An 18,572-nucleotide genomic window follows, 5' to 3' on the forward strand; every position below is an offset into this window, starting at 1 on the left:
CCCGGCCGGGTGACGCCCAGCCGATCGCAAGCAACGTCACGACCCTCCGCGCCGGTACGCAAGGCGGTCAACCACCGCCGCGTCTGGTTCTTCACGATCGCGCTGCTGCTGGCGCTCGCGTTCGGTGCGGCGATGTTCAAGGCCGTGTTCGCGGGTCCGCCGCCGACGGCCGACGGGCCCGCGCGCCCGGCGCCGGCGACGACCTCACCCGCGACATCACCGCCCTCCACCCTCGACAAGCCGGCGCGTGACAACGACGCGAATGCTGACGCTCCGGCCAGGGAGGGCGCGGCCCCCGACAAGGAGCCGCAGGCACCGCCCGCCAGCGAGCCGCGGCCAGCGCCGACGACACCGAAGGCGACGCCCGACACGGTTGCCGTGCACTACAAGAACTGCGGGCAAGCGCGGAAGGCCGGTGCGGCGCCCATCGAACGCAGCGACGCCGGGTACGACCCCGCGCTGGACAAGGACGGCGACGGCATCGCCTGCGAGGCGGGCCAGTCCTAGGCGCTAGCCGCGGTACTCCTTCAGGAGGCCTCGGGAGATGATCGTCTTCTGGATTTCGCTCGTGCCCTCGCCGATCAGCAGGAACGGCGCCTCGCGCATGAGCCGCTCGATCTCGTACTCCTTGGAGTACCCGTAGCCGCCGTGGATGCGGAACGACTCCTGGACGACCTCGACGCAGTACTCGGACGCGAGCAGCTTCGCCATACCCGCCTCGACGTCGTTGCGCGCGCCGGAGTCCTTGAGGCGCGCGGCGTTCACCATCAGCGCGTGCGCCGCCTCGATCTTCGTGCCCATCTCGGCGAGCTTGAACGCGATCGCCTGGTGCTTGGCGAGCGGCGCGCCGAATGTCTGCCGCTGCTGGGCGTACCCCACGGCCAGTTCGAACGCCCGGATCGAGATGCCGCACGCGCGGGCGGCCACGTTGACGCGGCCCACCTCGATGCCGTCCATCATCTGGTAGAAGCCGCGCCCGACGCCGGTCTCGGCACCGCCGAGCGCCGTCGAGGCGGGCACCCGGACGCCGTCGAGGATCATCTCGGTGGTCTCGACGCCCTTGTATCCCATCTTTTCGATCTTGCCGGGGATGGTGAGGCCCGGTGCCGTCTCGCCGAAGCCCGGCTCCTTCTCCAGCAGAAACGTCGTCATGTTGCCGTACACCGAGTCGGCGCCGGTGTCGGTCTTCACGAGCGTGGCCACCACGGAGGAGTACGCGCCGTTGGTCAGCCACATCTTCTGTCCATTGAGGACGAAGTCGTCGCCGTCGCGCTCGGCACGGGACCGGATGGCCGCCACGTCCGACCCGCAGCCCGGCTCCGACATCGAGAACGCGCCCCGCACGTCGCCTGTCGCCATCCGCGGCAGGAGGCTGGCCTTCTGCTCCGGCGAGCCGTGCTGGGAGACCAGGTACGCCACGATGAAGTGGGTGTTGACGATGCCGGAGATCGACATCCACCCGCGCGACAGCTCCTCGACGACCAGCGCGTACGTCAGCAGCGACTCGCCGAGCCCGCCGTACTCCTCGGCGATGGTCAGGCCGAACAGGCCCATCTCGCGCATGCCGTCGACGATGTCCGCGGGGTACTCGTCCGCGTGCTCCAGGTGTTGCGCGTGCGGGATGATTTCCTTGTCGGCGAACTCGCGGACTGTCTCCAGGATCGCGCGCTGTTCGTCGGTCAGACCCGGGGTCTGGGCCAGGCGGGCCATGTCAACCTCCCGTACCCGCAGGTAACTAAACGTTCGCTCAGTATCGTCTCACGGTCCGACTCCTCACAACGTGTGTGAAAAGGTTCACCGGGCCTAGTACCGTCCCGGTGGACAAGGAGGAAGTGCAGATGACGTATCCGCCGCCAAGCGGTCAGCCGGACCCGTATCAGCAACAGCCATACGGGCAACAGCCGAGCGATCCGAACGCGCAGCAGCCCTATCCATACTCCGACCCCTACGGCGCACAGCCTGGCTCGCCGGCCGCGCCGCACAGCGGCCCGCCGGGCTCTCCCGCCCAGCCGTACAGCGGCCAGCCCTACGGTGGCCAGCAGTACGCCCAGCCGCAGTACCCGGCCGGTGGCTACGCCCAGACGCCGGGCACCAACATCATGGCGATCCTGTCCCTGGTGTTCGCCTTCGTCTTCGCGCCGGCCGGCATCGTGCTCGGCCACATCGCGAAGAAGCAGATCAAGGAGCGCGGCGAGCAGGGTGGCGGCCTGGCCACCGCCGGCCTTGTGCTCAGCTACATCTTCACCGGCCTCACGGTGCTCTTCTGCTGCGGCGGGTTCATCCTCGCCATCGCCTCTGACAGCTCCAGCAGCACCTACTGACGCAGCCGCGAGGCGCAGCGCTTCGGCTCACTACCGGAACTGCGCCTCGCGAACGCTGTTGCCGCCGTCGACCACGAGCATCTGCCCGGTGATGTACGACGCGGCCGGTGAGCAGAGGAACGCGATCGCCGCGGCGACCTCGTCCGGCGTGCCGGGGCGCCCTATCGGCGTACCCAGGCCCTGCTTGAGCTCGGCCACCGTGGATGCCGCGGTGTAGATCGTGCCCGGCGCCACCGCGTTGACCGTCACGCCGTCGGCGACCATCTCCATGGCCAGCGCCCGAGTGAGACCCACCACGCCCGCCTTCGCCGCCGCGTAGGCCGCCTCGGTCGGCAGCGCGTTGACCGGGCCGGCGGTCGCGGCCAGGTTGACGATGCGGCCCCAGCCGCGCTCGGCCATGCCGCCGATGAACGCCCGGCTGCACAGGAACGCCGTGGTCAGGTTGCGGTCGATCTCCGCACGCCACTCGTCGAACGAGAGCTGAGCCACCGGCCGCAGCACCTCCGGGCTGGCCCGGCTCGCGAGGCCGGCGTTGTTGACCAGCACCTCGATGTCGCCGAGCTGCTCGGCCACGGCGTCGGCCAGCGCGCCCACCTCGGATTCGTCCGTCAGATCGGCGACAAACCCGGTGGCGCCCAGCTCGCTGGCGCGTTCGTGGATCCGCCGCGTCGTGGAGACGATCGCCACCCGGGCACCCAGGCTGGTGAGCCGCCGCGCGGTGGCGTACCCGATCCCGTCCGGGCTACCAGCACCCGTGACCAGCGCGACCCGCCCGTCCAGCCGCAGAGTGACCATGTCGGGCTCGGTGGCGCTCATCATGTCCATGCCCGCGATCCTGCCCGGTCCGGGCATTCCGAGCAACGATGCGATACCGGGCGCGCCCAATAGGGGATCACCGGGCCTGGCCTGGTACCGCTACCCTGTCGGGCACCTGCCAACGACGGAGATCGTGATGAGCTACCCCCAGCAGCCCGGCAACTGGAGCGACCCCTCCTGGCCACAGCAGCAGCCCGGCTACCAGGACCCGGCGTACGCGGTCAGCGGCCAGCCGGCTCCGGTGTACCCGGGCTATGGCTACCAGCCGCCGCTTGCATCGCCGCCCACCAACGGGCTCGCGATCGCGGCGCTGGTGTGCGCGCTGGCCGGGATAGCCACCTGCATCAGCGCGCCGGTCGGGGCGATCCTCGGCCACGTCGCCCGGCGGCAGATCCGGGAGCGCGGCGAAGGCGGCGACGGCATGGCGCTCGCGGGCATCATCGTCGGCTGGATCCTGACCGGCCTGATGATCCTGCTGATCGCGTTCTACGTCGTGATCATCGTGCTGGCGATCAACTCGGGCTCCACGACCACCAACGACTTCTGAGGATGACCGATCCGCAGGTGCCCGACTACGGGTACGCCCCTCCACCGCGCCCGGGTCCGCCGCAGTACGGTCCGCCGCAGCCCGGCCCACGCACGAACGGGCTGGCCATCGCGTCGCTGGTGCTGTCGCTCGCGTCGATCAGCGTGTGCGTCAGCGCGCCCATCGGCGCGGTCCTGGGCCACATCGCCCGCCGGCAGATCGCAGAGCGCGGCGAGAGCGGCGACGGCATGGCCCGCGCCGGCATCATCATCGGCTGGATCGTGACCGCGCTGCTCGGCGCGGTCATACTGCTCGGCTGCATAGGCGCGATGTCCGACAGCTAGCCCAATGGGCGCGCTTCTCCCCATCGATCAAGGGCAAATGCACGTGGTTCGATCTCTTTCCGTGCGTTTTTCCTTGATCGACGGGATGTCCCTTGATCGGGGTCGGTCCCGCTGGCTCCGCGAAGCGCGCGCTCCCTAGGTGACTGGTGGAGTGAAAGTACTGGTGCGGCTCATGCCGGCGGCGCGGCCCTTCCCGGCCACGACCAGCGCCATCTTGCGAGACGCCTCGTCGATCATCTCGTCGCCGAGCATCACCGCGCCCAACTTGCCGCCCGCCTCCGAGGTGTAGAACTCGTACGCGTCGAGGATGAGCTCGGCGCGGTCATAGTCCTCTTGGGACGGTGAGTAGATCTCGTTGGCGGCGTCGATCTGGCCCGGGTGCAGCACCCATTTGCCGTCGAAGCCCAGCGCGGCCGACCGCTTGGCCACGTCGCGGAACCCGTCGACGTCACGGATCTGCAGGAACGGCCCGTCGATCGCCTGCTTGTCGTGCATGCGCGCGGCCATGAGGATCCGCATGAGGATGTAGTGGTACGGGTCGCCCGGGTAGTCGGGGTGCAGTGCGCCCACGACGAGCGACTTCATGTTGATGCTGGCCATGAAGTCGGCCGGCCCGAAGATGATGGTCTCCACACGGGGCGACGCGGCGGCGATAGCGTCCACATTGACCAGTCCGGCCGCGTTTTCGATCTGCGCCTCGATGCCGATGCGGCCGATGGGCAGGCCAAGCGTCTTCTCGATCTGGGTGAGCGTGAGGTCGAGCCACTCCACGTGGGCGGCTGTCTGCACCTTGGGGAGCATCACGCAGTCGAGGTTGGCGCCGGCACCTTCTACGACCTCGACGACGTCGCGGTACGTCCATGGGGTGGTGAGGTCGTTGACGCGGACCACGCGGATCTTGTCGCCCCAGCCGCCGTCGTTGAGAGCCGCCACGATGTTCTTCCGGGCGTCCGGCTTGGCGAGCGGGGCCACCGCGTCCTCAAGATCGAGGAAGACCTGATCGGCGGGGAGTCCCTGGGCCTTGCCGAGCATCTTCACGCTCGAACCCGGCACCGCCAGGCAGGACCTGCGAGGGCGTCCAACGGCCATCGAGCGCTCCTTAATGGTTACTAAGGGTCCATGTGACCCAACAGTAACCTCGGGCGCCGACCGCCGAGAACCAAGCTGTGGAGGATCTCACTGCGGCGGAGGGAGAGCACGGGTGCGGGCGCCGCCCAGGACCACTACCGCCACGCCTGCCACCAGCAGGGACAGGCCGGGTAGGGAAGGCAGAGGCGGGATCTGGTCCAGCCAGGCCCAGGCGATCAGTGCGGAGCCTGGCACCTCCAGCAGGACCAGGATGCTGACGGTCGTCGCCGAGATCCTGTGCAGGGCGTAGTTGAGCATCGAGTGACCGAGCAGTTGAGGGCCGATCACGAGCCCGAGCACCACGAGCCACGTAGCGGAGTCGAAGCCGACCAACCGCACCTGGCCGATCAGGCACACGGCCAGCAGGCCCACGGCGCACATCGTGTAGCAGACCAGCGTGTACGTCGTCGTGCTGAGCCCGGTACGGGCGCGCTCGCCAAGAGCCGTGTACACCGCCGCCGCCACCGCGCCGACCAGGGCCAGCAGGTCGCCCAGGATCGCCTTGCCGGAGACCGCGATGTCGGCGCCGGTGGCGAGGGCCGCGCCGGCGACCGCCATCCCGATGCCGACCCAGGTCGTCCGGGGCAGCCGCTTACCCTGACGGGTGGCGATCAGCCCCTGCCAGACCGGCTGGGTGCAGACCAGTGCGGTCGCGGTCGCCACCGAGGTGAGCTTGGCGCTCGGCATCCAGGCGCCGAAGTGCACCGCCAGCGCGGCACCGGCAAGCAGGCTGTAGCCGCCCTCGCGGCGCCTGTCGCCCCGCACCAGCGCGCGCAGTTCCGGCCCTCGCCGTACCACCGCCACTGGCGCGAGCACGCCTGCCGCGAGCAGGTTTCGCCAGACCGCCAGGGCCAGGGCGGGAGCGGCGGCGTACGCGATCATCGGCGCGGAGGACGAGATCGAGACCACGGCGATGGTGAGAGCGGCGAAGGTCAACGGATCTGGACGGTGATGCACGGTGGTTTATCCTCACAGGTCGCTTCTTGCAATTGCATGACTACGCTGCGTTGGTGACAGATCCCCGATAGCTCCCCCGTTAGGCTCGCCCGGTCATGCCTCGAAAACCCCCTTCCTACATCGGAGGCTGATTTCGTCATGCCCGCGTATAGTGCGGTGCTTTTCGACTTTTTCGGCACGTTGACCTATTCGGTCCGGCGAGGACCTTTGCACGCCGCCGTCGCGCAGGCGCTCGGGTGTGATGTGACCAGCCTGTTCGCGGTACTTGATCAGTCGTTTTACGCTCGTGCGCGCGGCGCTTACGGCTCGGCGGAGGCCACCCTCCGATGGGTCTGCGAGCAGGCCGGCGCGAGCCCGGCGGCCGCACGCGCGCTGCGCGTCGCGGCCGACTTCCGGCTCGCGGCCATCAGCGCGGACACCCGGTTGCGCGCAGACGCGGTGAGCACGCTCCATGCGCTGCGACAGCGAGGATTGGGTACCGCTGTCGTGAGCGACTGCACCCACGAACTGCCGGCGTTGATGCCTCACCTGCCGGTTGCGCCGCTCCTCGACGCGCACGCGTACTCGGTGGAGATCGGCTACTGCAAGCCGGCCCCAGAGATCTATCTCGCCGCCTGCGCGCGCCTCGGCGTGGCACCCGAGCAGTGCCTGTACGTGGGCGACGGCGGGAGCCACGAGCTGACCGGCGCCGCCGAGCTGGGCATGACCGCGGTGCGCCTGGACGCCCCCGACCTTGCGAGCCACCTGGTGTTCAACGCCGACCGCCAGTGGTCAGGGCCGAGCGTGACCGCGCTGAGCGAACTGACCGATCTTGTCGGCCGCGCACCGATCCCCGTCGGATAAATACGGCAAGATGCTTGCATGGTCGACGCGGTGGTCACCGAGGCGATGAAGAAGGCGGCCGTGGCCTGGGTCGCGGTCGGCGACGGGCCCGCGCTCGCGCTGTGGTGCCTGCCGGTCGGCGAGGCGCTGTACGTGGTCAGCGGGCCGGGCGAGCAGTCCGCGCCGGGCCTGGCAGAAACGAACCGCGCGAGCGTCTCCCTGCGCGGCGACCACGGCGGTCGCATCGTCACCTTTCCGGCCGCGGTCGAGCGCGTGATGCCCGAGACCGAGGAGTGGGAGACGGTGGCGCCGCAGCTGGCCACCAAGCGCCTCAACGCACCGGGCAGCGCGGTGGACCTCGCCGCGCGCTGGGCGGCCGAGTGCGCGGTCAGCCGGCTCACCCCGGCGGGCGACCCGGTCGAGCGCGGCGATGATTCTGAGGCTGCCCCACCGCGCGAGACATCGGCGACCCGCCGGCCGCGCAAACCCTTCCGGCTGCACCGCGTCCGCCGCTGACACCGGGCCAGCACTAGGCTGATCTCGTGACGACGCCGACGCGGGTCTACATCGCCCGGCTTGCCGGGCTGCCCGTGTTCGACCCCAATGGAGACCAGGTCGGCCGGGTGCGAGACGCGGTGACGCGATTGCGCACCACCAACCGGCCGCCGCAGATCGTCGGTCTGGTCGCCGAGATGCCGATGCGCCGCCGGATCTTCCTGCCGATCAACCGCATCACCTCCATCGACGCCGACTCGGTGGTGCTCGGCACCGGCACGCTCAACCTGCGCCGCTTCGAAAAGCGCCCCAACGAGCTGCTCGTACTCGAAGACCTGCTCGACCGGCGCGTCACGATCGAACCCGACGACCGGCCCGGCATCGTGGTCGACGTGGCGATGGAGTGCAACCGAAGCGGCGAGTGGTCGCTCGTCAAGGTCGCCGTGCGCGAGCAGACCGGGCGCCTCACCCGCCGCGGCCACCTGCGCCAGATCGACTGGGACCGGACGCGCGGGCTCATCGGGGTACCGGACACCCAGGGCACCGCCAACCTGCTTGCCCTGCTCGAAGGCATGCGCCCGGCCGACCTCGCCAACGCGCTGCAGGAGATGCCGGACTCCCGCCGCAACGAGGTGGCCGCCGCTCTCGACGACGAGCGGCTGGCCGACGTACTCGAAGAGCTGCCCGAGCACGACCAGGTCGAGATCATCGCGGCGCTTGACCGGGAGCGCGCCGCGGACGTCCTCGAAGAGATGGATCCGGACGACGCCGCCGACCTGCTCGCGGAGCTGCCCCACGCCGAGCAGGAGGTGCTCTTCGAGCTCATGGAGCCCGAGGAGGCCGACCCCGTCCGGCAGCTCATGAAATACCAGAAGGGCACGGCCGGCAGCGTGATGACGTCAGAGCCGGTCATCCTGACCCCCGACGCGACGGTCGCCGAGGCGCTGGCCCGCATCCGGGAGGCACAGCTGCCGCCCGCCATCGCCGCGCAGATCTTCGTGACGCGGGCACCGATGGCCACCCCGACCGGACGTTTCCTCGGCATCGTGCACTTCCAGCGCTTGCTGCGGGAGGCGCCGTCCCAGATCCTCGGCGGCGTGCTCGACAGCGGCATCGACCCTCTCCAGCCCGACACCCCGCTCCCGGAGATCACCCGGCGGATGGCGACGTACGACCTGGTCGCGCTGCCGGTGGTCGACACCGCCAACCGGCTGGTCGGCGCGGTGACCGTCGACGACGTACTCGACCACTCACTGCCGCCGGACTGGCGGGACCGCTCCGGAGACGCCGATGCCTGAGTCGCGCAGCACCAGCCGCACCCGCCGGCTCGACCAGCCGCGTGAGCCCGGCCGGGTGCGCCTGCCCCGCTTCGACCCCGAGGTGTTCGGGCAGTGGTCCGAGGGCATCGCGCGCTACATGGGCACGGCGAAGTTCCTGGTCTACATGACCGTGGTGATCCTGCTGTGGATCGGCTGGAACGCGCTCGCCCCGGCAGACATGCGCTTCGACCCGTACACTTTCACCTTCCTGACGCTGATGCTCTCCCTCCAGGCGTCGTACGCGGCTCCGCTGATCCTGCTGGCCCAGAACAGGCAGACCGACCGCGACCGGTTGGGGCTGGAGGAGGACCGGCGGCGGGCCGCGATGCAGAAGGCGGACACCGAGTACCTGGCGCGGGAGATCGCGGCGCTGCGGATCGCGATCGGCGAGGTGGCGACCCGCGACTTCATCCGCTCCGAGCTGACCCGGCTGGCCGACGAGATGAGCGAGGCCCAGCGCCGCCCACCGCGCTCGGCGGGCCGCACCCGCCACGCGCTGCACGAGCCGCTCGACGAGATGGACAGCGACCGGCCCTAGACATAGAGAGGCCGCGCGCCCCAAGGGGCTGGGCGCGCGGCGTTCTTCAACGATCGTCGCACTTCAGGGGGTACGGCGTCCAGCCGGAAACCGACAATATTCAAAAACACCACAGAAGGTCGGGTAGCGGCGTAAAATGCTCACCTTGCCGGCCACCGCCCGCGTGGGAGGCCAGTACCGCCCGACGTAGCATGGCTTACATGTCAGCGCCTGCCAGCACCATTGAGGACGCCGTACTGGCCGCCCTCGCCACCGTCGACGATCCGGAGATCCGCCGCCCGATCACAGATCTGGGCATGGTGCGTTCCGCCACAGTCGGTGCCGGCGGCGTGGTGCTGGTCGAGCTGCTCCTGACGGTTGCCGGCTGCCCGCTACGCGACAAGCTGCGCACCGACATCACCGCCGCCGTGGGCAGTGTTCCCGGCGTGACCGGCGTCGAGATCGACTTCGGGGTGATGAGCACCGAGCAGCGCCAGGCCCTCCAGACCAAGTTGCGCGGCGGCACCGCGGCGGCAGAGCCAGTGATCCCGTTCGCCCAGCCCGGCTCGCGCACCCGCGTGTACGCGGTCGCCAGCGGCAAAGGCGGCGTCGGCAAGTCCAGCGTCACCGTCAACCTGGCCGCGGCGCTCGCCGCACGCGGGCTGTCAGTGGGCGTCGTCGACGCCGACATCTACGGCCACTCGGTCCCGCGCATGCTCGGCACGGACGGCAGCCCCACCCGCGTCGAAGACATGATCATGCCGCCGGAGGCCCACGGTGTGAAGGTCATCTCGATCGGCATGTTCACCGCCGGCAACGCGGCCGTCGTCTGGCGCGGGCCGATGCTGCACAGGGCGCTTCAGCAGTTCCTCGCCGACGTGTACTGGGGCGACCTGGACGTACTCCTGCTCGATCTGCCCCCGGGCACGGGCGATGTGGCGATCTCCCTGGCTCAGCTCCTGCCGAACGCCGAGATTCTCATCGTCACGACCCCGCAGACCGCCGCCGCCGAGGTGGCCGAGCGGGCCGGCGCGATCGCGCTCCAGACGCACCAGCGGCTCGTGGGCGTGATCGAAAACATGTCGTGGCTGGAGCTGCCGACCGGCGAGCGGATGGAGATCTTCGGCTCGGGCGGCGGCGCCACGGTGGCCGAGTCGCTGACCCGCACGGTGGGTGCCACGGTGCCGCTGCTCGGGCAGGTGCCGCTCGACACGCGGGTGCGCGAGGCGGGCGACGCCGGTATGCCGATCGTGCTCGCCGACCCGGAGGCGCCGGCGGCGGTGGCGCTCTCTGCGGTCGCGGACCGTTTGGCCGTACGCAGGGAGTCGTTGGTCGGCAAGCCCCTGGGCCTGAAGCCCCGGTAACGGGCTCTACGTCGCGTCGGCGTCGAAGCTTCTGGCGATCTGACGCGGCTCCGGCGCCGGCTCGACCTTGCGGAAGTCGGCGGACGAGGCAACGTCTTTCAACTCGTCCCGCACGCCGTCGAGGTCGGTCTTGACGCCGTTGAGGTCTGACTTGACCGAGTCGTAGACGCCCTGCAGCGGGCGGCGGATCGCCGCTTCGTCTTCCTCGCTCAGCAGGTGCTTGCGGATGAAGGCCTTCGGGTGCAGGTCTTCGAGCTGGATGTCGGTGCCCAGCTCACGGCTCAGATCGGTGGTCGCGTTGCGGGCCATCCCGCGCAGGTTGCGTAGCATCCGCAAGCCGTCGGAGATCACGTTAGGCAGCTTGTCACCGAAGATCAGCAACGCCAGCAACAGCAGCGCACCGATCTCCCACCAGTTCAGATTCTCGAACACCTGGTGGCCCTCCTTCTCCTGCCGCGGGGCAAGAGTACGCCCTAACTTCGGCGGTTCGCGATCCTGGTTGGAGTCGTGGTCGGCCACGGCGGTGGCCGACCCGCATTCGGGTTCGCTTACTTGGCGTCTGCCGCCAGCGTCACCGAGGCCGTCTGCTTGGCGCTGCCGCGACGGTACTCGACCGTGACCACGGAGCCCGGCGCGTACTTGCGCACCAGCGCGATCAGGTCGGTGCCCTGCTCCAGTGGCCGGCCGTCGAGCCTGGTCAGCACGTCTCCGACCTTGAGACCCCCGGCAGCCGCCGGGCCGCCCGCGTCGATGGCGGCGAGGCGTACGCCGCCGCCCGGGGCCCGCGTCGCCTCCGCGACCGTGGCGCCGATCACGGTGCGGCGAGCCTTACCGGTGTCGATGATGTCCTGCGCGACCCGTTTCGCCTGGTTGATCGGGATAGCGAACGCGAGGCCGATGTTGCCGGCTTCCTCCTCGTCCGCGGCCAACGACTTGATCACCGAGTTGACGCCGACCACCCGGCCAGCACCGTCGACCAGCGGCCCGCCCGAGTTGCCCTGGTTGACCGCTGCGTCGGTCTGGATCGCCGCGTAGTACCGCACCTGGCCACCCGGCTCGCCGGACTGGATGGTGCGGTCGAGCGCGCTGACGATGCCGGAGGTGACGGTGTTGGCCAGGGCGAGCGGCGAGCCGAACGCCAGCACCGGGTCACCGACCGCGATCGCGTCCGAGTCGCCGAACTGCACCGGCACCAGGTTGGGGCGGGACACCTTGATCACAGCGATGTCGGACTCGGCGTCGTGCCCGACAACCGAGCCGGTCGCCGTCGAGCCGTCGCTGAAGACGATCGTGGCCGGACCGCTCGTGCCCTCGACGACGTGGTCGTTCGTGATCACGTACCCGTCTTCGGTCGCCACGAACCCGGAGCCGACGCTGAGACCACCGGCGGCGGGTGCCCGGACGGTCACCACGCTCGGCGAGACCCGCTCGGCGACGCCCGCCAGCGAGTCCGGTGGACGCTGGGCGACAGCCGGGGCCTCATTGTCCGTGGATCCGAGCACGGTGCCGCCATCGACGCCGCCGCGGACCGCGAACGCGTATCCCAGAGCGCCGCCGAGCGAACCGGCGAGCAGCGCGGCGAAGACGGCGATCAGGACCACGGGCAGCATCCCGCGCGGTGACGCCCCGTCTGGATCGGTGACCGGCTCAGGGGCGGTGGCGGGGGCGTCCGGCGGGCGGACCACCACGGCGGCTGGAGCGTACGGGTCCCGCCACGGGTCGGCGAGCGCGTCGGACCACCAGGGCGAACCGGCATCGGTACGGGTCTGCGCCGGCGGAGCCGGCGACGGCGGGCCTGCCGGTGCCGGTGCGCCGCCGGGCTGGCGCCAGTTCCAGCCGTCGGTCACGTTGGGGCCTCCCAGTCCACTCCCGGCGCCGGCCGGGGACGGCGCTTGCTTCCAGGATTGCACGGATAGCCGAGAAGCATTCAGTGGATGCGTCGGCGGGGCCGATCGCCGCTAGGCTGAAACCTCGACGGTACCCGCCGCAGGAGGTTCGCTATCACAACGGTCGCTCGCTCTGGCGGTTTGTTGACTGCGCAGGCGCTCCAATTCGCGGAGGGGTACGTCGCGGAAGACCTGGTCGTGCAGACCGCACGAACTCTGGCGCGCGAGGTCGGACTGGTCCCGGTGGCGCCCGGCGCGGGGGCGGCGCTCCGGCTGCTCGCCGCCGCCGGCAGCGCCCGCGCCGTGGTCGAGATCGGCACGGGCACCGGCGTCAGCGGCGTATGGCTGCTGCGCGGCATGCGCCCGGACGGGGTTCTGACGACCATCGACGTGGAAAACGAGCACCAGCGGATCGCCAAGCGAATCTTCATGGAGGCCGGGTTCGCGCCGTCGCGTACCCGGATCATCACCGGCCGGGCGCTCGACGTGCTGCCGCGGCTGGCCGACGGGGTGTACGACATGGTGTTCGTCGACGCCGACGCCGCCGAGTACGGCGCTTGTGTCGACGCGGCCGGCCGGTTGCTGCGGCCGGGCGGCATCCTGGCGCTCAACGGCGCGCTGGCCGGTGGGCGGATCGGCGACCCGGCCGCCCGCGACCTGGAGACCGTGACGATCCGCGAGGTGGTCAAGGCGGTGCGGGAGTCAGACGACTGGATCTCTGCCCTCCTGCCGACCGGTGAGGGCCTCCTGACCGCCATCCGGCGTTAGCGAGCGCGCTTCCCAGGCGTGCGAGCCAGAATTCTTCCCAGGCGTGCGAGCCAGAATTCTTCCCAGGCGTGCGAGCCAGAATTACAGCGTGGCTAGCCAGCGCAGAAGGGTGCGGACCCCCCAGCCGGTGGCGCCCTTGGCGAGCTCGCCGTCGGCGGCGTCTGCCCACGATGGAGCCGACATGTCCACGTGCAGCCAGCGGTCGCGCATGTCGCCGGCAAACTCGCGCAGGTACAGGGCGGCGGTCACCGACGAGGCGCCCCGGTCCGAATAGCTGAGCAGGTCGGCGATGTCGCTGCCCAAGTACTCGATGTAGTCGGCGGGCAGCGGCATCCGCCACGCTTGCTCGCCTGCCTCACCGGCGGCGGCGATCAGGGCGTCGGCCAGGGCGTCGCTGTCGCTGTAGACGGCCGCGGTGCGCCTGCCCAGGGCGACGGCGTTGGCGCCGGTCAGCGTCGCGAGGTCGATCAGCAGGTCGGGCGCCAGGCGCCGCACCGCGTACACGAGGGCGTCGGCGAGCACGAGCCGCCCCTCGGCGTCGGAGTTGGTCGACTCGCTGGTCATGCCGCCGTAGTGGCGCACCACGTCGCCGGGGCGGAACGCCGACCCGCTCACCATGTTCTCGGCGAGCGGCGCGAGCGCGGTGACGCGTACCGGCAACTGGAGCGCGGCGGCGCCTAGCGTGGCGGCGATGATCGCCGCGGCGCCGCCCATGTCTTTGCGCATGAGCTTCATGCCGTCTACCGGCTTGATCGAGATGCCGCCGGTGTCGAACGTGATGCCCTTGCCGACCAGCACGACGTGGGTCCGCGCGGTGGGCGGCTGCCAAGCGAGCTCGACCAGGCGCGGGCCGCGCGCCGACCCACCGCCCACGGCGAGGATGCCGCCGAAGCCCTCGGAGGCCAGTTGGTCGGGCTCCCGGACCGAGACCGTGACGCCGGGGCGCCCGGTGGCGGCCGTGCGGATCTCGCTGGCGAGCCACTCGGGGCCCTTGATGGACGACGGCATGTTGGTCAGGTCACGGGCGAAGAGCGTGGCTTCGACCGTGACGCGGGCGGCTTCCAGCACGGCCGAGTACCGGTCAGGCTCCGCGACCGCGATCGTGACCTCGGGGCCGGCGGCCACCGAGTCGTCGCCGGGTACCCGGAACGTGTATGCCGCCAGCCACAGCCCCTCGGCCAGCCCGCGTACCGCCTCCTGACTGGCATCAGCCGGCATCGCTACCGTGATCGACGTCTCAGCGGTGACCGCCCTGCTGACAGCGGCTCCGGCGGCCCGCCAGCCGGTCTCGTCACCGCTCCCGACGCCCGCCAGCACCAGGCACCTGGGGGTGCGCAGCGGCCGGGCGAGCACCTGGACGGTGCCCGCTGCACCGGCATCGGTCGCCTCCGTGAGGAGGACGGCCGCCTCAGCGCGCACCTCGTCGGTGACGGGGAGCGCGGTGTCGGAAAGCGCGGCACCGGGGAGCACCGGCAGGACCAGGGTCCGCTCGGCGGTCGGCTGCGCCGCGACGCGTATGGGCTGCACGCCGGGTGTACCTCCAGGATCTTGACACAGAGGCCCGCCGGCGCTGCCACGCTGCCGCGCCGGCGGGCCCTTATGCGTATTGGCTAGCCGGCGGCGGCCTTCAGCGCGTCACCGAGCGCGTTCGCCTCGTCGGGAGTCATCTCGACGACGAGCCGGCCACCACCCTCCAGCGGAACCCGCATGACGATGCCCCGGCCCTCCTTGGTGACCTCCAGCGGACCGTCGCCCGTCCGCGGCTTCATCGCCGCCATGTTGTCTCCCCTCAGACCTCTAAAACCAGGGTCGGTGGGTTTCCCCACAGCCACTTCGTCGGCGTCACCGCGCTCACGGCCCGCGGTGCCGACCAACGATTTTCCCTGATGAACACCGCTGGACCCAAACTGAAGCGGGATTGATGTGACAGCATCTAGCTTATCCTGTATTTCGCTGTCACAATGTCCCGTCATGCAGGCACGGTCCGCCCTCTTCGATCTCTATGGCGATTACTTGCGCCAGCGGGGTGGGCGCGCGCCGGTTGCCGCCCTGGTCAGGCTGCTCTCGCCGCTCGGGATCGCGGCTCCGGCGGTACGGACCGCAGTGTCCCGTATGGTGCGGCAAGGGTGGCTTCATCCGCTACGGCTTTCCACCGGCCCGGGGTACGGGTTGACCGGAAAAGCGGCGCGCCGGCTCGACGAAGCGGCCGCCAGGATTTACCGCACCGGAAAGATCAACTGGGACGGCCGGTTCGATCTCATCGTCCTGGAGCCACCCGCGACGCGGCGCGACCGGCAGCGGCTGGCCGCCAATCTCTCCTACCTCGGGTACGGGATGCTCGGCGAGCACACCTGGGTGGCGCCCCGGCCCGGTGAAGACGTCGACGGCCTGTTGAACGAGACCGGGCTGCGGTACGAGCGGTTCACCGCCAGCCACGCGATGGGCGGCGCGGGCGCCATGGGCGTGGTGCGCCGGGCCTGGGACCTGGGTGAGATCGGCTCGGCGTACGAGCGATTCGTCGGCGAGCACCGCGAGCTCGTCGCGCAGGTCACCGCTCGCAGCAGCGACGAGGAGGCGTACGCGGCGCGGTTCCGGCTGGTGCACGCGTGGCGTAACTTTCTGTTCCGCGACCCGCAGCTCCCGCCCGCCCTGCTGCCCGAACGGTGGGCCGGTGCCGCCGCGGCGTCGTTCTTCGACCGGCACGCGGCCCGCCTGCGCCCGGCCGCCGACCGGTACGTGGATCTCTGCCTGGACCACAAGAAAGGCTGACACCGTGAGTGAGCCCCTGCTCGTCGAGCGCACCGACGCCGTCGTGACCTTGACGCTGAACCGCCCCGAGTCGATGAACTCGCTCGACGTAGCGCTCAAGGAGGCCCTCCGGGACACGCTCGCCGACCTCGAACGCGACCGCACCTGCCGCGCTGTGGTGCTGGCGGGCGCCGGGCGGGCCTTCTGCGTCGGGCAGGACCTGCGCGAGCATGTGGCCACCCTGGAGTCCGGCACGATCGACCCGCTGCACACGGTCCGCGCGCACTACAACCCCATCGCCTCGATGCTCGCGAACATGCCCAAGCCGGTGGTCGCCGCGGTACGCGGGATGGCGGCCGGGGCCGGGGCGTCGCTCGCCTTCCTCGCCGACTTCCGGATCGGCGGGCCGAAGACCGCGTTCCTCATGGCGTTCACCAACGTGGGGCTGGCCGCCGACACCGGCGCGTCCTGGTCGCTGCCCCGGCTCGTCGGCCATGCCAAGGCGATCGAGCTGCTGATGCTCGCCCAGCCCGTAAAGGCTGACGAGGCGCAGCGGCTGGGTCTGCTCACCACGCTCCTGGACGACGACGAACAGGTGCTGCCGGCCGCACAGGAGCTGGCCGCGCGGCTGGCGAGCGGGCCGACCGTGGCGTACGGAGCGATCAAGCGGCAGCTTTCGGTGGGCGACGCCGGCACGCTCTCCGAGGCGCTGGCAGCCGAGGCGCAGGCGCAGGCGATCTGCGGCGCGACGGCCGACCACCGCCAGGCGACGGCGGCCTTCGTGGCCAAGCAGAAGCCCACGTTCCTCGGCGCGTAAGCGCTACTCGTCCTCGTCTTCTTCGGGGTCGAGGTTGGCCTCTTCGCCCAGTACGAACGCCTGCATCGCCAGCTCGTCGCCGGCTGGTGACACGAACGTCGGCAGCTCGCGCGGCCCCAGCTCCATGACGTACGACCAGAAGAGGCGCACCGCCTCGGCCGGCGTGGAGGCCTCGATCGGCAGGTCGAGGCTCACCATCCAGGTCTGCCGGTCGGCCGGCGGCCGCACCTGGTCGGCGAGCTCGCGGTAGGTGTCGGCGTCGAGCCGGCTCACCGGGGCAGCCATCGCGAGCCGCCCGGTGGGCACCGGCTCGTCGAAGCTGCGCCGCAGGTACCGGACGACCAGCGGCCCGGGCCCGTCACCGCCCGGCTCCGGGTCGTCGGGGTCGTGCTCGTCGGCGGCGCTCGGCACCACCCGGCCCATCGCCACCACGCCGGGCTGCTCGCGCCCGGCAACCACCAGCACGTCGTCTCCGGTGGCGGGACGCTCGGGCCCTTCCAGGCCGGTCAGCTCCAGTGTGTCGTGGTGGAACAGACGCTCCGCCTCGTGCCTTTCATCGGAGATCACCACCGCCCACTGCGCCATGCCCGCAATCTCATCACGGGACGGACGCGTGACAGCCGGCGAGGTGGTCGTCGACCATCCCGGTCGCCTGCATCAGGGCGTACGCCGTGGTGGGGCCCACGAACCGGAACCCGTGCTTCTTCAGGGCCTTGGCCATCGCCGTGGACTCTGGCGTGAAGGCGGGCACCTCGGCGAACGAGCGCGGCCGCTTGGCGCGGGGCGGCGGCGCGAACGACCACAGCAGCGTCGCCAGCCCGTCGGGCAGGTCGAGCGCCGCCCGCGCGTTGCGTATCGCTGCCTCGATCTTGGCGCGGTTGCGCACGATGCCCGCGTCGCCCAGCAGCCGATCGACATCGGCCTCGCGGTACTTTGCCACCGTCTCGATGTGGAATCGGTCGAACGCCACTCGGAACGCCTCGCGCTTGCGCAGGATCGTCAGCCACGACAGGCCCGACTGGAACGCCTCAAGGCAGATCTTTTCGAAGAGCGGGTCGTCGCCGCGAACCGGCTTGCCCCACTCGTCGTCGTGGTAGAGCGCGTACTCCGGAGTGCGCGCGCCCCAGCCGCAGCGGGCCAGCCCGTCGGCCCCCATCACCAGGTCGCTCACTAGATCTGCCCTGCCTCGACCAGACGTGCGAACTTCTTCAGCGCCTGTGTCAGGCTCACCTTGGAGCCTGGCCACAGCACGGGCCACGCCACCCGACCGGCGATGCCGCCGGGCAGGTGGAACCACTCGTGCCACACCACCTGGGTGCGGTCGCGATCCATCTGGGTGCAGCGCAGGACGCCCGGTCCGCGCAGGAGCTTGCCGCAGTGCACGACGCGCACCTCGTATGGCCGGTCGAGCCGCACCACCCGCATCTCGTCGCGCAGGACGGCCGGGCCGACCGCGGTGACCGCCTCGACCAGGCTGCCCTCGCCGCCGTCGCCCTCGACCACCCGGACCCGGGTAAACGGGATCCACTCGGACTGCCGCTCCCACGCCGTGAACGCGTCGAATACGCGGTGCGCCGGCGCGTTGACGATCACGGTGGCCGTGACCTCGCCGGCGCCGGGCTGCGCGGCGGCGCGCAGCTCGTCGGCCGAGTCTGCCCCGGTCATACGCCGCCTACCGCAGCCGGCCCGGAGTCGAGGGAGCTTGGGGGGCGCGCCGCCCGCAGCCGCCACGAAACGGAGGGAG

At 70.7% G+C, this 18,572-nt stretch carries 23 protein-coding genes; 12 read left to right on the plus strand and 11 right to left on the minus strand.

Annotated elements, in window-relative coordinates; genetic code table 11:
• Window positions 1-9 precede the first annotated feature (9 nt).
• The gene (locus V6V89_RS08405; protein WP_334618420.1) at window positions 10-507 is read left to right on the plus strand and encodes an excalibur calcium-binding domain-containing protein; all 498 of its coding nucleotides are present in this window, start codon (window positions 10-12) and stop codon (window positions 505-507) included.
• Window positions 508-510: 3 nt separating this feature from the next.
• Here V6V89_RS08405 and V6V89_RS08410 read toward each other — a convergent pair whose 3' ends face one another.
• On the minus strand, window positions 511-1,710 hold the full coding sequence (locus tag V6V89_RS08410; protein WP_334618421.1) for an acyl-CoA dehydrogenase family protein: 1,200 nt from the start codon (window positions 1,708-1,710) through the stop codon (window positions 511-513).
• Window positions 1,711-1,817: 107 nt separating this feature from the next.
• On the opposite strand from V6V89_RS08410, the gene V6V89_RS08415 reads away from it, so the two are divergent.
• Window positions 1,818-2,321 (plus strand): DUF4190 domain-containing protein, encoded by a 504-nt coding sequence (locus V6V89_RS08415; RefSeq protein WP_334618422.1) that lies wholly within the window; start codon window positions 1,818-1,820, stop codon window positions 2,319-2,321.
• Between the two features lie 30 nt (window positions 2,322-2,351).
• On the opposite strand, the gene V6V89_RS08420 is transcribed toward V6V89_RS08415, so the two are convergent.
• Window positions 2,352-3,146 carry an SDR family NAD(P)-dependent oxidoreductase gene (locus V6V89_RS08420; RefSeq protein ID WP_334618423.1) on the minus strand — a complete coding sequence of 265 codons (795 nt, stop codon included), beginning with the start codon at window positions 3,144-3,146 and terminating at the stop codon, window positions 2,352-2,354.
• Between the two features lie 127 nt (window positions 3,147-3,273).
• Here V6V89_RS08420 and V6V89_RS08425 point away from each other — a divergent pair, with 127 nt between their 5' ends.
• Window positions 3,274-3,684 carry a DUF4190 domain-containing protein gene (locus tag V6V89_RS08425; protein WP_334618424.1) on the plus strand — a complete coding sequence of 137 codons (411 nt, stop codon included), beginning with the start codon at window positions 3,274-3,276 and terminating at the stop codon, window positions 3,682-3,684.
• 2 nt (window positions 3,685-3,686) lie between these two features.
• On the plus strand, window positions 3,687-4,007 hold the full coding sequence (locus V6V89_RS08430; protein ID WP_442935093.1) for a DUF4190 domain-containing protein: 321 nt from the start codon (window positions 3,687-3,689) through the stop codon (window positions 4,005-4,007).
• Window positions 4,008-4,142: 135 nt separating this feature from the next.
• Here the strand turns inward: V6V89_RS08430 and V6V89_RS08435 are convergent, their stop codons facing one another.
• Together V6V89_RS08435 and V6V89_RS08440 are read right to left on the minus strand one after the other, a co-directional pair.
• Window positions 4,143-5,096: an HpcH/HpaI aldolase/citrate lyase family protein gene (locus V6V89_RS08435; RefSeq protein WP_334618425.1), complete on the minus strand. Its 954-nt coding sequence runs from the start codon at window positions 5,094-5,096 to the stop codon at window positions 4,143-4,145.
• 87 nt (window positions 5,097-5,183) lie between these two features.
• Window positions 5,184-6,092 (minus strand): DMT family transporter, encoded by a 909-nt coding sequence (locus V6V89_RS08440; protein ID WP_334618426.1) that lies wholly within the window; start codon window positions 6,090-6,092, stop codon window positions 5,184-5,186.
• A gap of 138 nt (window positions 6,093-6,230) precedes the next feature.
• On the opposite strand from V6V89_RS08440, the gene V6V89_RS08445 reads away from it, so the two are divergent.
• The 5 genes from V6V89_RS08445 to V6V89_RS08465 all read left to right on the plus strand — a co-directional run bounded on the left by V6V89_RS08445 (window position 6,231) and on the right by V6V89_RS08465 (window position 10,609).
• Window positions 6,231-6,935, plus strand: coding sequence for an HAD family hydrolase (locus V6V89_RS08445; protein WP_334618427.1), 705 nt, complete (start codon window positions 6,231-6,233; stop codon window positions 6,933-6,935).
• Between the two features lie 18 nt (window positions 6,936-6,953).
• On the plus strand, window positions 6,954-7,430 hold the full coding sequence (locus V6V89_RS08450) for a hypothetical protein (protein ID WP_334618428.1): 477 nt from the start codon (window positions 6,954-6,956) through the stop codon (window positions 7,428-7,430).
• A gap of 26 nt (window positions 7,431-7,456) precedes the next feature.
• Window positions 7,457-8,707, plus strand: coding sequence for a magnesium transporter MgtE N-terminal domain-containing protein (locus V6V89_RS08455; RefSeq protein ID WP_334618429.1), 1,251 nt, complete (start codon window positions 7,457-7,459; stop codon window positions 8,705-8,707).
• Window positions 8,700-9,266 (plus strand): DUF1003 domain-containing protein, encoded by a 567-nt coding sequence (locus V6V89_RS08460; RefSeq protein WP_334618430.1) that lies wholly within the window; start codon window positions 8,700-8,702, stop codon window positions 9,264-9,266. The genes V6V89_RS08455 and V6V89_RS08460 overlap by 8 nt, the downstream gene beginning before the upstream one ends.
• Before the next feature lie 200 nt (window positions 9,267-9,466).
• Window positions 9,467-10,609, plus strand: coding sequence for an Mrp/NBP35 family ATP-binding protein (locus V6V89_RS08465; RefSeq protein ID WP_334618431.1), 1,143 nt, complete (start codon window positions 9,467-9,469; stop codon window positions 10,607-10,609).
• Window positions 10,610-10,615: 6 nt separating this feature from the next.
• Here V6V89_RS08465 and V6V89_RS08470 read toward each other — a convergent pair whose 3' ends face one another.
• Window positions 10,616-11,041 (minus strand): preprotein translocase subunit TatB, encoded by a 426-nt coding sequence (locus V6V89_RS08470; protein WP_334618432.1) that lies wholly within the window; start codon window positions 11,039-11,041, stop codon window positions 10,616-10,618.
• Window positions 11,042-11,157: 116 nt separating this feature from the next.
• On the minus strand, window positions 11,158-12,456 hold the full coding sequence (locus V6V89_RS08475) for a S1C family serine protease (RefSeq protein ID WP_334618433.1): 1,299 nt from the start codon (window positions 12,454-12,456) through the stop codon (window positions 11,158-11,160).
• Between the two features lie 183 nt (window positions 12,457-12,639).
• Between V6V89_RS08475 and V6V89_RS08480 the strand changes: the two genes are divergently transcribed.
• Window positions 12,640-13,263: an O-methyltransferase gene (locus tag V6V89_RS08480; RefSeq protein WP_334618505.1), complete on the plus strand. Its 624-nt coding sequence runs from the start codon at window positions 12,640-12,642 to the stop codon at window positions 13,261-13,263.
• 81 nt (window positions 13,264-13,344) lie between these two features.
• On the opposite strand, the gene V6V89_RS08485 is transcribed toward V6V89_RS08480, so the two are convergent.
• Window positions 13,345-14,790 (minus strand): leucyl aminopeptidase family protein, encoded by a 1,446-nt coding sequence (locus V6V89_RS08485; protein WP_334618434.1) that lies wholly within the window; start codon window positions 14,788-14,790, stop codon window positions 13,345-13,347.
• Window positions 14,791-14,873: 83 nt separating this feature from the next.
• Window positions 14,874-15,041: a DUF3117 domain-containing protein gene (locus V6V89_RS08490; protein ID WP_007455245.1), complete on the minus strand. Its 168-nt coding sequence runs from the start codon at window positions 15,039-15,041 to the stop codon at window positions 14,874-14,876.
• Between the two features lie 193 nt (window positions 15,042-15,234).
• On the opposite strand from V6V89_RS08490, the gene V6V89_RS08495 reads away from it, so the two are divergent.
• Together V6V89_RS08495 and V6V89_RS08500 are read left to right on the plus strand one after the other, a co-directional pair.
• Window positions 15,235-16,032 carry a PaaX family transcriptional regulator gene (locus V6V89_RS08495; protein ID WP_334618435.1) on the plus strand — a complete coding sequence of 266 codons (798 nt, stop codon included), beginning with the start codon at window positions 15,235-15,237 and terminating at the stop codon, window positions 16,030-16,032.
• Between the two features lie 4 nt (window positions 16,033-16,036).
• Window positions 16,037-16,828 (plus strand): enoyl-CoA hydratase-related protein, encoded by a 792-nt coding sequence (locus tag V6V89_RS08500; RefSeq protein ID WP_334618436.1) that lies wholly within the window; start codon window positions 16,037-16,039, stop codon window positions 16,826-16,828.
• A 3-nt stretch (window positions 16,829-16,831) separates the two neighbouring features.
• On the opposite strand, the gene V6V89_RS08505 is transcribed toward V6V89_RS08500, so the two are convergent.
• Genes V6V89_RS08505 through V6V89_RS08515 form a run of 3 tightly spaced genes read right to left on the minus strand, consistent with a single transcriptional unit; the run spans window position 16,832 to window position 18,493 of the window.
• Window positions 16,832-17,413 (minus strand): hypothetical protein, encoded by a 582-nt coding sequence (locus V6V89_RS08505; protein ID WP_334618437.1) that lies wholly within the window; start codon window positions 17,411-17,413, stop codon window positions 16,832-16,834.
• 13 nt (window positions 17,414-17,426) lie between these two features.
• Window positions 17,427-17,999, minus strand: a complete 573-nt coding sequence (locus V6V89_RS08510; protein WP_334618438.1) for a DNA-3-methyladenine glycosylase I — start codon at window positions 17,997-17,999, stop codon at window positions 17,427-17,429.
• Entirely contained in the window at window positions 17,999-18,493 is a 495-nt protein-coding gene (locus V6V89_RS08515; protein ID WP_334618439.1) for an SRPBCC family protein, read from the minus strand. Before V6V89_RS08515 ends, V6V89_RS08510 begins: the two co-directional genes overlap by 1 nt.
• Between the last annotated feature and the right edge of the window lie 79 nt (window positions 18,494-18,572).

This window comes from Micromonospora sp. CPCC 206061 (genome assembly GCF_036906915.1).
GTDB lineage: Bacteria > Actinomycetota > Actinomycetes > Mycobacteriales > Micromonosporaceae > Phytohabitans.

Excerpts from the sequence above, each read along its gene's own strand:
- V6V89_RS08410 (WP_334618421.1), bottom strand. The coding sequence starts at position 1,710 with ATGGCCCGCCTGGCCCAGACCCCGGGTCTGACCGACGAACAGCGCGCG.
- V6V89_RS08420 (WP_334618423.1), bottom strand. The coding sequence starts at position 3,146 with ATGGACATGATGAGCGCCACCGAGCCCGACATGGTCACTCTGCGGCTG.
- V6V89_RS08425 (WP_334618424.1), top strand. The coding sequence starts at position 3,274 with ATGAGCTACCCCCAGCAGCCCGGCAACTGGAGCGACCCCTCCTGGCCA.
- V6V89_RS08430 (WP_442935093.1), top strand. The coding sequence starts at position 3,687 with ATGACCGATCCGCAGGTGCCCGACTACGGGTACGCCCCTCCACCGCGC.
- V6V89_RS08435 (WP_334618425.1), bottom strand. The coding sequence starts at position 5,096 with ATGGCCGTTGGACGCCCTCGCAGGTCCTGCCTGGCGGTGCCGGGTTCG.
- V6V89_RS08445 (WP_334618427.1), top strand. The coding sequence starts at position 6,231 with ATGCCCGCGTATAGTGCGGTGCTTTTCGACTTTTTCGGCACGTTGACC.
- V6V89_RS08450 (WP_334618428.1), top strand. The coding sequence starts at position 6,954 with ATGGTCGACGCGGTGGTCACCGAGGCGATGAAGAAGGCGGCCGTGGCC.
- V6V89_RS08460 (WP_334618430.1), top strand. The coding sequence starts at position 8,700 with ATGCCTGAGTCGCGCAGCACCAGCCGCACCCGCCGGCTCGACCAGCCG.
- V6V89_RS08465 (WP_334618431.1), top strand. The coding sequence starts at position 9,467 with ATGTCAGCGCCTGCCAGCACCATTGAGGACGCCGTACTGGCCGCCCTC.
- V6V89_RS08490 (WP_007455245.1), bottom strand. The coding sequence starts at position 15,041 with ATGGCGGCGATGAAGCCGCGGACGGGCGACGGTCCGCTGGAGGTCACC.
- V6V89_RS08495 (WP_334618435.1), top strand. The coding sequence starts at position 15,235 with ATGCAGGCACGGTCCGCCCTCTTCGATCTCTATGGCGATTACTTGCGC.
- V6V89_RS08505 (WP_334618437.1), bottom strand. The coding sequence starts at position 17,413 with ATGGCGCAGTGGGCGGTGGTGATCTCCGATGAAAGGCACGAGGCGGAG.
- V6V89_RS08515 (WP_334618439.1), bottom strand. The coding sequence starts at position 18,493 with ATGACCGGGGCAGACTCGGCCGACGAGCTGCGCGCCGCCGCGCAGCCC.